Below are 15,732 nucleotides of genomic sequence, written 5' to 3'. Positions count from 1 at the left end.
AAAAGAGAATGTCCGACCGCCCCGCAACCCAACCACAGCCGGCTGGCTCGGTTCATCTTTCCCTGCGGATCGACGCTGCACTCAAGCGCGGCGCCTTCGTCCTGACGCCGAATCTGCGCACCGCCCGGCGACTCGCAGCACAATTTGACGATGCGCGGCGCGCCGAGGGCCTGCTCGCATGGCAACCGGCAAACGTCCTGACCTGGAGCGCGTGGACCACCTCGCTCTGGCAGTCCGCACTGATCGCTGGAAGTGAGACCCGTGTCCTCTTGAACGACCTGCAGGAACGCGCCGTGTGGCAGCGTGTGCTGCAGCAGGACGCCACGCAGAGTCTGCGGCCGCTCGTCTCGCAGGCGCGGCTGTGCTCGGGCGCTCTGCGTCTCCTGGGCGCCTTCGACACTGCGAACCGTTTCGGACGGATCACCACGCAGGATGTGTTCTCCGACACAGCCACATTCGCCAACTGGTACGCACGCTTCACAGACCTGTGCGCCGCAGAGGGTCTGCTTCCCACCTCGCATCTGGATACCGAAATCGCGGGGTTGTTGCGCGACGGCAGGATGACCGCGGCAGACGAATACATCCTGTACGGTTTCGATCGACTGACTCCAGCACAGCGCGTCGTCACCGACGCTTTACAGCAGGCAGGATCGCTGCTGCAGCACGTTGCACCATCACGTAACCAGGCCGCATCTCCGCGCCTGCTCGCCTGCGGAAGCCCGGACGATGAGTTGCAGGCATGCAGTGCATGGGCCCGCGAAGCACTCGCTGACGGCGAGCGCGTGGCGATCCTTGTACCGGACCTTGAAACCACGCGGCCCGAACTCGAGCGCGCCCTGCGGTCTGCTGCTGCGCCGGCGCTGGCGGATGTCACCGCGTCGGTCCGTCCTGCGCCGTACGAGTTCTCAACGGGGCGTCCACTGTCCCAGGTGGCCATGGTCGCTGATGCACTGCGGCTCCTTCGCTGGTGTGCGGGCTCGATACCTGTCCCTGATGCAGGCGCAGTCCTGTGCAGTCCGAACCTGTCCGTCGCACCTTCGCCAGAACGCGGTGCTGAGCTGGATGCCTTTGTCCTGCGTGATGCCTCGGCAGACCTGCTGCGTGCGGAGGTGTCGCTCGCCGAAGCTGCATCAATCCTGTTCAAGCGCGACGCAGACACCGCAGGGGCACTGCGCGGAATAGCTTCAGCCGCGCGCCCGCTGGACAGTACGCGCAACTCTCACGCTTACTTTGCAGATGAGAGCCGGAAGCTATTGCAGCGTGCCGGCTGGCCTGGCGTTCAGGAACTATCGAGCACCGAGTACCAGGCCATCGATCGGTGGGAGGAGGCGCTGGATCGGCTCTCCACCTTGGACCTGCTGGGCGGGCGAACGACCTTCGCGAACTTTCTCGACGACCTCACCGACCTCGCCCGCGAGACACTCTTCGCACCCGAGAATACCGGCGCCCCCATCCAGGTGATGAGCATCACTGAGGCCGCGGGCAACACTGCGGATGCGCTCTGGTTCCTGCACGCCGACGACGCAACATGGCCGCCACGGAGGGCCATGCATCCGTTGCTGCCGTCCGCTCTGCAACGGTCGCTGGGCATGCCCGGCAGCGAGGCAGACCGAGACGAAGACGAAGCCCGCGAGGCGATGATGCGCTGCGTGCGCTCGGCATCCAGGACGACCTTCAGCTACGCGTCCAGCGCAGCAGAAGGCCACCGCAGATCCTCACCGCTCGTAGAAGCGATGCCCGGCATCGTCTTCGAATTCGCTACAGTCGACGAGGCTGCTGAGGCACCAGCCCAGATCGAGTCCGTAGAAGACACCATGCCCCTGCCGCCGCTGCCCGCAGGTGTGGCAGCGGGCGGTGTCAGTGTCCTGACGGCCCAGGCCCAGTGCGGCTTTCGTGCCTTTGCTGAGGGACGTTTGTTCGTACGCGAGCTTGAAACGATCGACGCAGGCCTCTCCCCGCGCGATCGCGGCGAGCAGGTACACACCGCACTGCAGGCCTTTTGGGACACCGTAAAGACGCAGGCGGAACTGATCCGGATCAGCAGGAAAGATGCGACCGGCGACCGCAAACGCGATGCCCTTCTGCAGAGCTGCATCGAAAAGGCCTTCGAAAAAACTCCTGCGAATCAGTGGGACGCGGCCTATCTCCAGGTACAGCGCGAGCGCCTCTTCAAGCTGCTCTCCTCATGGCTTGACGTGGAGGCGCAGCGACCACCTTTTACCGTTCTGCATACGGAGTTGAAGGTTCCCGGCGCTCAGGTTGGGCCGTTACGCGTGGACATGCGCGTGGATCGCATCGACCGCGTGGGCAGTGAAGAGGAAGGCACGGGAGCAACCGTCCTGATCGATTACAAGACCGGCGTCGCGGAGCGCAAGGACTGGATCGGCGACCGCCTTGAAGCGCCGCAACTGCCGGTGTACGCCATTGCGGGCGGCATCGACGATGTGCGTGGCATCGCCTTTGGCAGTGTCCGCGTGCAGAAGGATGGCATGAAGTTCGACGAGATGGCCGAGCGCGCCGGCATGATCGGCCCTGCCACGCGGACGAAACGCGATCTCTCCTTCGACGAACGCATGGAGGAGTGGCGGCGTGATCTGCAGCGGCTGGCCGAGGCCTACGCGAACGGTGAGGCCGCAGTCGATCCCAAGGATCACCTCATCACATGCAAGCACTGCGCGAGCCGCCCCATCTGCAGACTGGACCTGACGCAACTGGAGCCCGACGACGACCTGACAGAAGAGGAAGACGAGGCGCCCGCATGGTAATCGAGTTCCCTGTCTCCGATCGCGAAGAGATGAGTGACGCATCGGAACGCTCGGCGGCGCTGGACATCACCACTTCGTGCATCGTGGAAGCGCCCGCAGGCAGCGGCAAGACCGGCTTGCTGATTCAGCGTTTTCTGAAGCTACTGGCCACCGTCGACGAGCCTGCTCAGGTGCTTGCGTTGACCTTTACCAACAAGGCCACCGCAGAGATGCAGGAGCGCGTGCTGGGTGCGCTGAGCGCCACGGCAGACGGCTCTGCCAAGGACGACGGTGACTTTGCGCGGCTGACGAAAGAGCTTGCAGAAGCTGTGCTGGCGCGTGATGCGGAACGTGGGTGGCGCTTGCTGCAACGGCCGCAGCGGCTGAACATCCGCACCATCGATTCACTCTGCGGAGAGATCGCGCGCTCGCTTCCTCTGCTTTCGGGTGAAGCGGGCGTGACTCGGCCTGTGCAGGATGCACGGCCTTTGTATGCGCGTGCGGCGCGGGTTGTGATGATGCAATTCGGCGGAAACGATGAGCCGTTGAATGCAGCGGTGCGGACGGTGTTGCTGCATCGCGATGGCGACTTGTTGTTCTGCGAGAGAGTTTTGGCGGAGATGCTTGGTACGCGCGAGCAGTGGGGCAGCCTGATTCCGCTGGGCGAACAGCTTACCGAAGAGCATCTGGAGCAGGTCACGCTGCCGCGCTTGAACGCTTCACTGGAGCGCGTGGTTTGTGGTGCGATGGAAGAGCTGCGCGACTCGTTTGATGAGGAGTCTTTGCTGGAAATCGCAGCAATTACGGAACAACTTGCGTATGCGGATGGGTACAAAGACTACCCGCATCCCTTCCGTGAGTGTGGCGGTATGCCGCTGCCTCCGGGGTGTGGTCCGGACCAGTTGCGGTATTGGAAAGCGATCGCGCATGCGCTTCTGACGAAGGATGGCTGGCGTGCTTCGCACAACACAAATCACGTGTATGCGGTCATCGAAACGAAGGCAAAAGCGCGATTGAAGGATCTGATTGAATCGATTCAGTCAGACGAATTGAAAGATCTGCTGAACACGGTCCGCGGCTTCGAGGGTGCGGTGTATCCGAGAGAGCAGTGGGAGGTCGCGAAGGCACTCTTCCGCCTGCTCGAACGCGCCCTGGTGGAACTGCAACTGCTCTTCGCTCGCGAGGGTGTCTGCGACTTCACCGAGGTCGCGCTGGCGGCACGGACCGCGCTGAAGGAGAACGCCTTTGAGGCGCAGAGCGCGCTTGGCGCTCCGCTGCGACACCTGCTGGTGGACGAGATGCAGGACACCTCGTCGGGTCAGTATGAGTTGCTGCAGACGTTGACGTCGGGTTGGGACGGGGCGAGCCAGACGGTCTGCCTGGTTGGCGATCCGAAGCAGTCGATCTACCTGTTCCGCCAGGCGCGCGTGGATCGCTTTCAGCGTTGCATGACGACGGGGCTGCTGGGTGAGATCGGACTGAATGTGCTGCGGCTGTCGAGCAACTTCCGGTCTACGCGCACGCTGGTCGATGAGTTGAATGGTGCCTTCACTCGCATCTTCCCGGAGCACCATCCGTTGGAGGGTGATGTGGAGTTCCACCCGGCGACGGCTGCGAAGGATCCCGTGGACGGGGACGGTGCGCAGTGGCATCTGAAGGCGGTTCCGCCGGGCGATGGCCTGATGGAGAATCGGCGCGTTCGGCGCAGGGCTGTTCGGGAAGAGGCTCGCGCGATTGCGTCGACGATTCTGCGGTGGCGTGCGGAGAAGGGCGAATCCTCGAGCGTTGCCGTGCTGACGCGTGCGCGAACGCATGTCACGGAGATTGCGAAGGCGTTGCGCAAGGTTGGTGTTCCCTACCGTGCTGTCGATCTCGAGAGCCTGGCGGAGCGTCAGGAGGTGCTGGACATCATGGCGGTGACGCGTGCCCTGCTGCATCCGGCGGATCGCGTCGCCTGGGTGGCGCTGCTGCGTGCGCCGTGGTGCGGGGTTGAACTGGCGCATCTGCACACTCTGGTTGCCGGGGACGACCGGCAACACAGGAGCGAGGCGCTGCGGCTGCGGCTGCGCGAACGTGCGGCCATGCTTCCTGGAGCTGCGGGAGCCCGCGTTCTTCGCACGCTGGATGTGATGGACGGCGCCGTGCGTCATGCGGGGACCGCAGCGCTGGCGGATCGGGTGGATCGCACGTGGCGTTCGCTGGGCGGTGACCTGTGTACGGACGATGTTGGCCGCGAGAACGTCCGGCAGTTCCTGCGTGTGCTGGATGCCATGGAGGCGGATGGCGAAGCGGTCACACTGCCTTCGCTGAACCGACGTGTGGAGCGGTTGTTCGCTCAGGCTGGGCATGCTGCGAACGCTGTCGACATCATGACCGTCCATCGCGCCAAGGGTTTGGAGTGGGACCTGGTGATTGTGCCGGGACTGCATCGTCCTGCGGGACGCGATGCGTTCACGGCACTGGAGTGGCTGGAGATTGCCAACTCGGACGATGTCCTGCTGGCACCATTGCCGGCGAAGGGCGGCCAGGCCGAGGCCGTGCTGCAGTACATCCGGAAGCGACGGCGCGAGCGTGTTTACCTGGAGTTGAAGCGGCTGTTCTACGTTGCTGCGACGCGTGCGCGCGTTTCACTGCATCTGTATGGGGCTCCGATGGCCGATTCGAAGGGATCGCCCATCGTCGTGAAGGGCACGCTGCTGAGCGCGGCGCGTCCCGCAGCGATGCTGGAGTTCCAGACGGCTGCGGGTATTCCGGTTGAGGAAGCGCCCACGCGCGGCATTGCACTGGTCGACGAGCAGGACACCTTCGAGACAGGCGCGCTGGCCCTTGCGGCGTCAATCGCCGTCGAGGATGAAGAAGAGAAGGTCTTCCATCTGCCATCGTTCCAGCGTCTGCCGGATCACGTGGATCCGATTGCATCCCTGCACGCATCGCAGCCGGCAGTTGCTTCCCTTTCCGCGGATGCGCTCGCACCTCGCCAGCGCTTTGTGCGGCCGCAGGGAACGTTTGGCGCGCGTGCGGTCGGCAATGCGATCCATGCTTTTGTGGAGAGACTGTCACAGGCGGTGGCAGGGTCGATTGGATCCGGCGAAGCGGCCAACAATGCTCTGGGTCGTATGGAACGTGAGGTACCGCAATGGTCTGCCGCGATTCACGCGATGCTGCGGTCCGGTGGGTTGCCGCCCGCAGCCGTGGAACGCGCTGCGGGTACCGTGGAGCGTGCCCTGCTGAACATGCTCCGTAGTGAGGACGGGCGGTGGCTGCTGCTGCCGCATCGCATGGCGGCCAATGAAGCTGCGTGGCGCAGTGGCGTGAGCGGGGAGGAGGTCCGTGTGCGGCTTGATCGCAGCTTCTTCGCGGGCAGTAAGCCGGGAGCTGCGGGAGATGACACGCTCTGGATCGTGGACTTCAAGACGGCCGATCGTGCGGCTGCGGAGCAGGATGCGTTCCTTGCCGAGGAGCGTGTGGCGTACGAGCAGCAGTTGCGTGCGTATGCGGCGATCCGGCTACAGATGCTACCGGCGGGCACGCCGGTGATGCTGGCTTTGTTCTATCCGTTGATGGGGCGGATGGTTTCGTGGAGGTATGAGGCTTCCGAAGTGGCGTCCTCAGAGGTCGTGATTGTAGCGAACGGGACGGGGCAGTTCAGCCTGTTTGGATAAGCGCATGTCGTGCGATTCCGTCGTGATGGAGGAGGTATTTCCCACCCACGCGTTGAGAGGTTTCTCTCCCCCGGAGCATTCGGCTCCAGCGGATGGCGATCGCGAGGTGGCCGGTTGCGCCGCACGGATATTTTGTCGCGTGCCTACAGCCCGCGAACGCGTGCGGTGTTTTGCGACCCAGGGCGTTGCCCTGGGCTGGGAAGTCGTGTGCCTACAGCCCGCGAAGACTTGCCATTCTCTGACCCGGGGCGCTGCCCTGTGCTGGGAAGCATTCTCTGACCCAGGGCTTTGCCCTGGGCTAGGAAGTCGCGTGCCTTCCGTGCGCAAGGGTTGGCACAGTCTCATGTCTCGCTTACTGCAAGCTGCTGAGAGGTAAAGACAGGCATGTGCCCCAGCCTCTTGAGGCGCTGTGCCTTGGAAAAAAGCCCACTGATGGGCTTTTCAGGCAGCAGTCATCTTGTGGCGGATGTCGTTGCCCTTCACCCAGAAGATGACATCTTCTGCGATGTTGGTGGCGTGGTCGCCGACGCGTTCGAGGTTGCGGGCGATCAGCATGGCGTTGAGGGCCTGAGTTGTGACGGCGGGCTGCTCGCGGATGACGCGGGACAGGGCGTGGAAGGCTGCCGAGTTCAGACGGTCGACTTCGTCGTCGAGTGCCAGAACGCTTTCAGCCATTTCGGCGTCACCTTCAATGAAGGCTTCCAGTGCCTTGCGGATCATGGCTGCGGCGAGCGTTCCCAAGCGCGGGATGTCCACGGGCAGATCGACGGGCTGCAGAGCGTTCGTCTCACCGACGCGCACGGCGATGTTCACGGCGAGGTCGCCGACGCGCTCGAGGTCGGCGTTGATACGAATGACGGAGAGGATGAAGCGGAGATCGACGGCCATGGGCTGTTCGGTGGCGAGCAGGTCTAGTGCAGTCGAGTCGATCTCGCGTTCCAGGCGATTGATTGAAGGTTCCGATTTCCGCACGAGTTCGACCATCTCGCCGTCGCGTGTGCGATAGGCCTCAATGGCGCGCTGAATCGCCTGCTCTGAGAAGCCTGCCATGACCAGCAGCTTCTCTTTCAGTTCGTCGAGAGATTGGTGGAACCGCTTCCTCATGATCCGAACCCCTCGATGCATCCATCGTCCGTGCGCGCCCTGCGCTGCGGAGTTTGTGTACAGGAATGTGAGATGGTGCGACCGGCAGACATGACTTGCCGTTATGTCTTACGCCTTACGTACTGCACCCGAAATCGTGCTTTTAGATTACGGGATTCCGATGAAAAGACTGTCAATCAGCGAACAGAAGGGTGAATCGGAAGGTACTCCCCTCGCCCAGCGCGCTTTCCACCCAGATGCGACCGCCGTGCTGCTGGATGAGGTCGCGTGCGATGGAGAGTCCGAGGCCCGTGCCTCCTGTCGCCCTGGAACGTGCCTTTTCCACGCGATAGAACCGCTCGAAGATGCGTGGCAGGTGTTCCGATGAGATGCCGGGACCGAAGTCCTGCACGCAGAACTCGACCTCGCCTTCGAGCTCGCGGGCGGAGACGATGACTCGCGGGCTTTCGACGCCGCCGCTGGAGTACTTCACAGCGTTTTCCATCAGGTTTCCGAGCACCTGAAGGATGGCGTGTTCGTCGGCCCTTACCAGGCGCCTTGTGCTGCCGCCCACCTCAAGTCGCGCGCCCTCCGCGTAGGTTGAGCCGGAGACCATGCTGAGTGCGTCGCGCAGTAACTGTTCTGCGGCGACAGGCTGGGGTTCCAGAGGATTGTCGGCACGTTCCACGCGGGTGAGCAGGAGGAGGTCTTCTGTCAGCCGATGCATGCGCGATGCATTCTTGAGCACAGTGTCGAGGAACTCGCGTGCGGGACCGGAGAGCGTTTCGTGGTCCAGCACGGTCTCGACGTAGCCGACGATTGAGGTCAGCGGCGTGCGCAGCTCATGCGAGACGTTGGCGACGAAGTCGCGCTGTGTGCGCTCCATCTGCTCTGCCTGCGTGTTGTCGTGCAGAACGACGACGGCACCGCCGCCGGGCAGCGGGGATGCGTTCACCTGGAAGATGTGACCTGCAACGATCGACTCGCTGCGGCACTGGGAGGTGACGCCTTCGTCGAGTGTCTTCTGGACGGCAGCGAGAAGCGCCGGATCGCGGAAGGTATGGACGAGCGCGCGTCCATGGCGCACGGAGACGCCCGCGGTATCTCGGCCCATCAGCCGTTGCATCTGTCCGTTGCTCCACTGGGCGCGGCCTGCGGCGTCAACGCCGAGCACGGCGTCCGGCATGCCCTCGAGGAGAACCTCGAGCTGATTGCCGCGCTGTTCGAGACGGGCGCGTTCGGTGGCGATGTACTCGGCGGCATCACGAGCGGCACGCAGTACCGGGTCAAAGACCGGGCCTCGGCCATCGACCGTGTTGCGAAGGTCGAGCACGGGTGCGAGCGGCGCACCTGCTGAGTTCTGATGACGTCCTACGATGCCGGCGACCGCCCGTGCTGCGGAGTCAGCACGCATTCGGAACTGCCGGCGCAGTGCCATGCCTGCTGAGAGGCTGACGGATGCGAAGACAGCGACTGCAAACCAGCGGAGTTCCGGGTGCCGCGGAATCAGCACGATCAGAAGCGCGCCGAGCGAAAAGCACGCCAGGGCCAGCGTCAGCGGATTCTTGAAGAAGCGTCTCACGCTGCCCGCAGTCTACGCGCGTTCGACGGCAGCTTCAGTGGGGACCGCCGGAACCTGCGAGATCTTGTCCGCACGTTCGAACCGGTATCCGGCGCCTCGCATGGTCTTGAGGTAGCGCGGCTCCTCTGCGTCGTCTTCGATTTTTTCGCGGATGCGGCGGACGTAGACATCGACCGAACGCGGCGTGACGAAGCGAGCGTCGCCCCAGACGGCGTCGAGGAGCTGGTCCCGGCTGAAGACGCGGCCGGGATGACGTGCGAGGTAGTCCAGCAGGCGGAACTCGGTGGCAGTGGTGGTGACGAGTTCGCCGCGTACGCGCAACTGCATGGCGCTGCCGTCGATCTCGATTTCACCGACACGCAGGGTCTCGGCCGGTTCCTGGCGCTCAAAGCGGCGCAGGACAGCCTTGACGCGGGCGAGCAGTTCGCGGGTGCCGAAGGGCTTGGTGATGTAGTCGTCTGCGCCCAGTTCCAGGCCGTGGACGCGATCACTCTCAGTAGCGAGTGCCGTCAGGAAGATGACGGGAACACTGCTGAGTGTGGCGTTGAGACGGAGCCGGCGGCAGAGATCGAGGCCATCGCCGCCGGGAACCATGATGTCGAGCAGGAAGAGCGACGGTGCCTTACGTTCGGCGGCGGGCAGAACTTCGCCTGCGTTGGCGAAGGACTGCACGGTGAAGCCGGAAGCTTCCAGGTGGTAGCGGACAAGCCTGCTGATATCGGCGTCGTCCTCCAGCAGAAAGATGGTCTGACTCACTTGCGGCAATCCCCCTCGGCAGGCCCGCTGCATGCGACCCTCCGCATCAGCCTAGCGTACTCCAAGTCCTGGAATGCTAATGGCGCATGAATCGTTGGCGAGAAGCGGCGGAGGGCCCAGCAAACCTTATACTCTGCCGAGGACTCCGAACAGACTTATGACATTTTCCGACTGGCTGCTCGCCGACCTGCGCGTACCGACACCGCACGTCGAACACGAGGCGCAGAATCCCTGGTGGCGCGTGATGTGCCTGACCGGCGTCGACTACTTCTCGACGCTGGGTTATCAGCCTGGCATCGCCTTCCTGGCCGCGGGTGTGCTTTCGCCGGTGGCTACGCTGGTGCTGGTGCTGGTGACGCTGTTCGCAGCGCTGCCGGTCTATCGGCGTGTTTGTAAGGCGAGTCCGTACGGTCAGGGCTCGGTTGCGATGTTGCAGCGGCTGTTTCCGGCGTGGGGCGGCAAGATCTTCGTGCTGGTGTTGCTGGGGTTTGCGACGACAGACTTTGTCATCACGATGACACTCTCGGCGGCGGATGGCGCGAACCACCTGATCCATAACCCGCTGATGCCGGCGTGGATGGATCACCAGATGGTGGTGACGCTGCTGATCCTGACGATTCTGAGCGGCATTTTTTTGAAGGGTTTCAAGGAAGCGATTGGCGTCGCGGTGTGGCTGGTGGGCAGCTACCTGGTGCTGAATGCCGTGGTTGTCTGTGCGGGTTTCTGGGAGATCATCAAGCACCCGTCGGTGTTGCACCACTGGCGGATGGCGATTGGCGAGCGGCATCAGAGCATTCCGGTGATGATCGGGTTGTCGCTGCTGCTGTTCCCGAAGCTGGCGCTGGGCCTGTCGGGGTTTGAGACGGGTGTTGCCGTGATGCCGCTGATCAAGGCGGATTCGGATGAAGAGCGCATCCGCAACGCGAAGCGCCTGCTGGCGACGGCTGCGGGCATCATGAGCGTCTTCCTGATCGCGACGAGCGTGATCACGACGGTGCTGATACCGGCGAAGGAGTTCGCCAAGGGTGGCGAGGCGAATGGGCGTGCGATGGCCTGGCTGGCGCATCAGTATGCCGGCAACGTGCTTGGCACGGCTTATGACATCAGCACGATCCTGATCCTGGGCTTTGCCGGCGCGAGCGCGATGGCAGGGCTGCTGAACCTGATTCCGCGGTACCTGCCGAAGTTCGGTATGGCTCCGGAGTGGGCGCGGGCTTCGCGGCCGCTGGTGCTGGTGTTCATGGGCATTGCGACGGTGGTTACGTTGCTCTTCAACGCTGACGTTGACGCGCAGGGCGGCGCTTACGCTACGGGCGTGCTGGTGCTGATTACTTCGGCTTCGGTTGCGGTGATGCTGAGCGTCTGGAAGACGAAGCTGCGCTGGGCGTTTATTGCCACGACCGCGATCTTTACCTACACGACGCTGGCGAACATTGTGGAGCGGCCGGAAGGCTTGAAGATCTCGTCGATCTTTATTGGCTGCATCCTGCTGTCATCGTTTATCTCACGTGCGCTGCGTTCGACGGAGCTGCGCATCAGCGACGTGCAGTTGGACGAGGAAACCGACTCCATCCTGGCGGAGGACGCGGACCAGATTATTCGGCTGGTTGCTCGCGGACCGGAGATGGGCGACTCGGTCGAGTTGTTGGATGTGGCGGACTGGAAGGTTCGACACTTCCACAATCTGAGCGATGAAGAGTGCTTGTTCTTCTTTGAGGTGATCCGCGGCGATGCTTCGGACTTCTCCGAGACGCTGTGTGTGACCGGCCGGCGGGTGGGCCGGCATCGGGTGCTGAGTGCGAAGAGTCCGGTAGTGGCGAACTCGATCGCGGGGATGCTGATCTACCTGGAGCGGCGGACGGGTAAGGTGCCGCATGTGTACTTCCGGTGGACGCAGGTGAGTCCGGCGGTGAATATTATGCGGTTCCTGTTCCTGGGCGAGGGCGACACGGCTCCGCTGACCCAAGAGGTTCTTCGCAAGGCGATCCCGCAGCAGGAGCGGCGGCCGGTCGTCCATGTGAGCTAGAGGGAAGGGGGGTGCCCCCTCCCCCTTTTCCTGCAAAATATTGATTCTGCTGGAGTTGACGATTCCCTTTTTGGCAAAAATCTGATTCCATTGGGGTTATCCGCAAAAATTTGATTCCATTGGACTTAGCGGTGAAAGTGCCTTCAACCCATCCTGTCAGCCAAGCAAAGTGCCACAAACCCATGTCTCAGAAGCGAGACATGGGGCACCCGGCGTGACATCGGTCACGGACTGAGTCCTGCTTTCTGTCTACTTCTATTGTAAGGAATTCCGCCATAAAACCCGCCAAGTGCATCTTGTTGTAATGAGACGAGTTATGCGATTCAGGGCTTGACAGGTTTTTGTGTGTCGGGATGATGTGTGTAATCTGGGATTGGTTCAGCCAATGAGAATTTTGCAGCTTCCAGCGCGCGACCGCTCGTCCTCGGCATTCAGCCGGGCTTGTGCGGTACTGTGCCTTTTGCTGCTGATGTTCTCGTTTGGTCACACTGCTGCGGGACACGCGGACGCGCTGGCGGCACCTTCGCTGCATGGCATGGGATTGACGCTGAGCCAGGCGGGCGATCCTGCCGGGCCTGATTCAGCGGATGCCTGCGCGCTCTGCGTGGCGTTGTCGACGATTGTTGCGCTGGCGGTCTTTGCGTTCGGCATTCCGCGCACAGCCCGGCCACGGCCAATCTTTCGCGTTACACCGACCGGCCCTGTTACCGGTTGGCACGCTTCCCTTTTCTGCCGGCCTCCGCCGACTGTTTAGCCCCGGGTCGTACGGACTTGCCGTTGCGTTTTTTGCGACGACATGAGTCCGCAGGGTGCGTTTTTCGCACTGCTCCGCTGGCAATAACAATCAGGAGAACCAACACATGCGCATGGGCCGATTTGCCTTCATGCTTGCTCTTTCACCGGCACTTGCCGGTGTGTCCGTCGTCGCCCAGGGTAATACCGGAACCGTGACCGGGACCGTCGCCGATACGACCGGCGCGGCCGTTCCGAATGCGACCGTGATCATTACGAACCCGGTCAGCGGTCTGCGCCGCACAGCGACCAGTGATGGTGCGGGACACTACACCTTTCCGAACATGCCGTTCAACCGATATCACGTGGAGGCTTCGGCTCCGGGATTTGCGTCTGCAAGCGGCGACGCGCAGGTGCGTACCGGTTCCGCGACGACCGTGGATCTGAAAATGACGGTAGGTGCGGCCTCGCAGGAGATCACGGTGGAGGCCGAGGACGTGCTGAACACCAGCGCGCAGCAGGCCAACACCATCGACCGCGACCTGTTTTCGAAGCTGCCGCTGGTGAGTACTTCGTCGCCGCTGTCGTCACTGGTGACGCTGAGCACGCCGGGCATTGCGTCGGATTCGAACGGTCTGTTCCATCCGCTGGGTGAGCATGCGGATACGACGTTTGCGATCGATGGCCAGCCGATCAGCGATCAGCAGAGCCGTGTCTTCGGCAACCAGCCTTCGCCGAACATCATTCAGTCCGTAAACGTGATCAACGGCATTGCGCCGGCCGAGTATGGCGACAAGACGAGCCTGGTGGTGGAGACGACGACGCGTAGCGGCCTTGGGCAGTTGAAGCCGACGGGCACGATTTCGCTGGGGTACGGCACCTTTGGAACGTTCTCGCCCGCGATTGCCTTTGGCATGGGTGGGGCGAAGGTTGGCGACTTCTTCTCTGTCGATGGCTTTCGTAGCGGGCGTTACCTGGATAGCCCCGAGTTACGGCCTTTGCATGACGTTGGCAATAACCAGAACATCTTCAACCGTGCGGACTGGCACCCGACGGACAAGGATGCGCTGCAGTTGAACACGACGTTCTCGCGGTCGTGGTTCCAGCAGCCGAACCAGTATGACCAGCCGACGCAGGATCAGCGCGGCAAGATTATCTCGTTCAACATTGCACCGTCGTGGACGCACACGATCAATGCGACGAGCCTGTTCAGCATGTCGCCGTATCTGCGGCAGGATAACTTCCACTACTACCCGAGCCACGACATCCTGGATGATTCGCCGGTGACGCTGTCGCAGTCGCGCCGTCTGCAGAACGTTGGTTTCAAGGCCAATTACACGGTGACGAAGGGTATCCACACGATCAAGGCTGGAGCGACGATTTATCACACGTTCCTGTCCGAGGGCTTTGGCCTGGGCGTGACGAGCGCGGCATTCAATGCCCCATGCAACGATGCGGATGGCAATGCGGTGACGGATCCTGCGGTTACGAGTCAGACGCAGTGTGGCGTGGGCAATGCCTATGTTGCGAACGATGGATACGCCGCCGGGCTGGCACCATATGACCTGACGCGCGGTGGAGCGCTGTATCGCTTCCATGGACGGACCGACATCAAGCAGGAGGCGGCCTATGTGGAGGACAACATCACATGGCACAACCTGAACCTGCAGCTTGGCGCACGTGCGGATAACTACAACGGCCTGAGCCGCCGGTCGCTGGTGCAGCCGCGGTTGGGCGTGAGCTACCACCTTGTCTCAACCGGTACGGTCTTCCGGTTTGGCTATGGCATGTTCTTCCTGACGCCGTATAACGAGAACCTACTGGTGAGCAGCAGCACGGGTGTTGGTGGGCTGCAGAGTACGGCTGCGGATCCGCTGACGGCAGTGCCGTTGAAGCCGGCGGCGCGTAACCAGTTCAATGCAGGTTTTGAGCAGGCCTTCAGCCACTTTGTGGTTGTGAATGCCGAGTACTTCTGGAAGTACACGGATCGTGACTTTGACTTTGACGTGGTGCTGAACTCGCCGCTGGCGTTCCCGATCCAGTGGGCCAAGTCGAAGATCGACGGCCTGGGCGTAAAGGTAAGCATTCCTAACTATCGCGGCTTCTCGGCCTACTCGGCGATTGGACATACCCGTTCGCGGTTCTTCGGACCGGAGGTTGGTGGTGTGCTTTCGAACGATCCCACTATCAACAGCAGCAGCGTATTCCGCATCGATCATGACCAGGCGTTTCAGCAGTCGAGTAACTTCCAGTACCAGTTCAAGCATGGTCCGTATGCGGGCCTGACGTGGCGGTACGAGAGCGGCATGGTTGCGGGTGCAGCGACCGATGCTGCGGCGGTGCTTGGCTTTACGCCGGATCAGCAGGCGCAGATGCAGTTGCAGTGCGGCAATGTGAAGGCGACACTGGCGGCTCCGATTACGAGCTGCGCGGCGAATCTGCTGTCGTCGCCGCTGATCAAGATCCCCGCACCGGGCACGGAGAATGATGACAAGAACCCGCCCCGTGTGGCGCCGCGGACGCTGTTCGATGCGCAGCTGGGTTGGGATAATGTGCTGCACAAGGATCGTTATAAGACGAACGTTTCGATTGTTGGAACGAACCTGACGAACAAGGTTGCGCTTTATAACTTCCTGTCGACGTTTAGTGGAACTCACTTTGTGAGTCCGCGAACGGTGACCGGGCAGATTGCATTGACGTTTTAGGGTGGTGGCCGTTGAGGCGAAATCCCTCAGCGGCTAAAGCCGTTTTTTGGGCGGTGGATGATGGCAGGGCTGAAGCCCTGCCCCTCCGAAAGATCCCTTCCCGCGCGGTCTCTTGCCCATTCATGACGGTGGAGATGTTGCGAATGGGGCACCCTGCTTGGTGCTGCCAAGAATATTTGCGAGAGCCTTAGCGCGGGCCTTCAGCCCGCTGACTATCTTTTCGGGCCTTACCCAGGGCTTTGCCCTGGGCTGGGATAACGCGGGCCTTCAGCCCGCTGTCGTGTGGCCAGTCTGTGTTGGGTGTCCTGCAACCCCCACTCATGACGGCGGAGATGTCATGAGTGGGAGATCCGGTTTTCCTGGCGGTTCCGGAGGAAGAAAAAGCTGAACCTCAGGGGCTAAAGCCCATCTCCCGATGAGGACAGTATCGGCACAGCTGAAG

The 15,732-nt window shown here is 62.3% G+C and carries 8 protein-coding genes; 5 read left to right on the top strand and 3 right to left on the bottom strand.

Annotated features, from left to right (window positions below; all coding sequences use genetic code 11):
- Window positions 1–8: 8 nt before the first annotated feature.
- Together TERRO_RS06735 and TERRO_RS06730 are read left to right on the top strand one after the other, a co-directional pair.
- Complete coding sequence (locus TERRO_RS06735; RefSeq protein WP_014785245.1) at window positions 9–2,765, top strand: PD-(D/E)XK nuclease family protein; 2,757 nt, start codon at window positions 9–11, stop codon at window positions 2,763–2,765.
- Window positions 2,759–6,406, top strand: coding sequence for a UvrD-helicase domain-containing protein (locus TERRO_RS06730; protein ID WP_014785244.1), 3,648 nt, complete (start codon window positions 2,759–2,761; stop codon window positions 6,404–6,406). Before TERRO_RS06735 ends, TERRO_RS06730 begins: the two co-directional genes overlap by 7 nt.
- Window positions 6,407–6,847: 441 nt before the next feature.
- Here TERRO_RS06730 and phoU read toward each other — a convergent pair whose 3' ends face one another.
- The 3 genes from phoU to TERRO_RS06715 all read right to left on the bottom strand — a co-directional run bounded on the left by phoU (window position 6,848) and on the right by TERRO_RS06715 (window position 9,827).
- The gene (gene phoU / locus TERRO_RS06725; RefSeq protein ID WP_014785243.1) at window positions 6,848–7,510 is read right to left on the bottom strand and encodes a phosphate signaling complex protein PhoU; all 663 of its coding nucleotides are present in this window, start codon (window positions 7,508–7,510) and stop codon (window positions 6,848–6,850) included.
- Between the two features lie 172 nt (window positions 7,511–7,682).
- On the bottom strand, window positions 7,683–9,071 hold the full coding sequence (locus tag TERRO_RS06720; protein WP_014785242.1) for a sensor histidine kinase: 1,389 nt from the start codon (window positions 9,069–9,071) through the stop codon (window positions 7,683–7,685).
- 12 nt (window positions 9,072–9,083) lie between these two features.
- Window positions 9,084–9,827, bottom strand: coding sequence for a winged helix-turn-helix domain-containing protein (locus tag TERRO_RS06715; RefSeq protein ID WP_157178280.1), 744 nt, complete (start codon window positions 9,825–9,827; stop codon window positions 9,084–9,086).
- Window positions 9,828–9,984: 157 nt separating this feature from the next.
- Here TERRO_RS06715 and TERRO_RS06710 point away from each other — a divergent pair, with 157 nt between their 5' ends.
- The 3 genes from TERRO_RS06710 (at window position 9,985) to TERRO_RS06705 (ending at window position 15,290) form a co-directional block, all read left to right on the top strand.
- Entirely contained in the window at window positions 9,985–11,853 is a 1,869-nt protein-coding gene (locus TERRO_RS06710) for an APC family permease (protein WP_014785240.1), read from the top strand.
- A gap of 394 nt (window positions 11,854–12,247) precedes the next feature.
- Entirely contained in the window at window positions 12,248–12,607 is a 360-nt protein-coding gene (locus TERRO_RS23080) for a hypothetical protein (protein WP_157178279.1), read from the top strand.
- Between the two features lie 106 nt (window positions 12,608–12,713).
- Window positions 12,714–15,290 carry a TonB-dependent receptor gene (locus TERRO_RS06705; protein WP_014785239.1) on the top strand — a complete coding sequence of 859 codons (2,577 nt, stop codon included), beginning with the start codon at window positions 12,714–12,716 and terminating at the stop codon, window positions 15,288–15,290.
- The last annotated feature ends 442 nt before the right edge of the window (window positions 15,291–15,732 follow it).

It is taken from the genome of Terriglobus roseus DSM 18391, assembly GCF_000265425.1.
Classification (GTDB): Bacteria; Acidobacteriota; Terriglobia; order Terriglobales; family Acidobacteriaceae; genus Terriglobus; species Terriglobus roseus.
Note: the sequence above shows the minus strand (reverse complement) of the source record. Positions and strands in the feature narration are given on the sequence as shown.

What these genes read in the sequence shown, in the direction of transcription:
- phoU (WP_014785243.1), bottom strand. Translation starts at nt 7,510, where the DNA reads ATGAGGAAGCGGTTCCACCAATCTCTCGACGAACTGAAAGAGAAGCTG.
- TERRO_RS06735 (WP_014785245.1), top strand. Translation starts at nt 9, where the DNA reads ATGTCCGACCGCCCCGCAACCCAACCACAGCCGGCTGGCTCGGTTCAT.
- TERRO_RS06730 (WP_014785244.1), top strand. Translation starts at nt 2,759, where the DNA reads ATGGTAATCGAGTTCCCTGTCTCCGATCGCGAAGAGATGAGTGACGCA.
- TERRO_RS06705 (WP_014785239.1), top strand. Translation starts at nt 12,714, where the DNA reads ATGCGCATGGGCCGATTTGCCTTCATGCTTGCTCTTTCACCGGCACTT.
- TERRO_RS06710 (WP_014785240.1), top strand. Translation starts at nt 9,985, where the DNA reads ATGACATTTTCCGACTGGCTGCTCGCCGACCTGCGCGTACCGACACCG.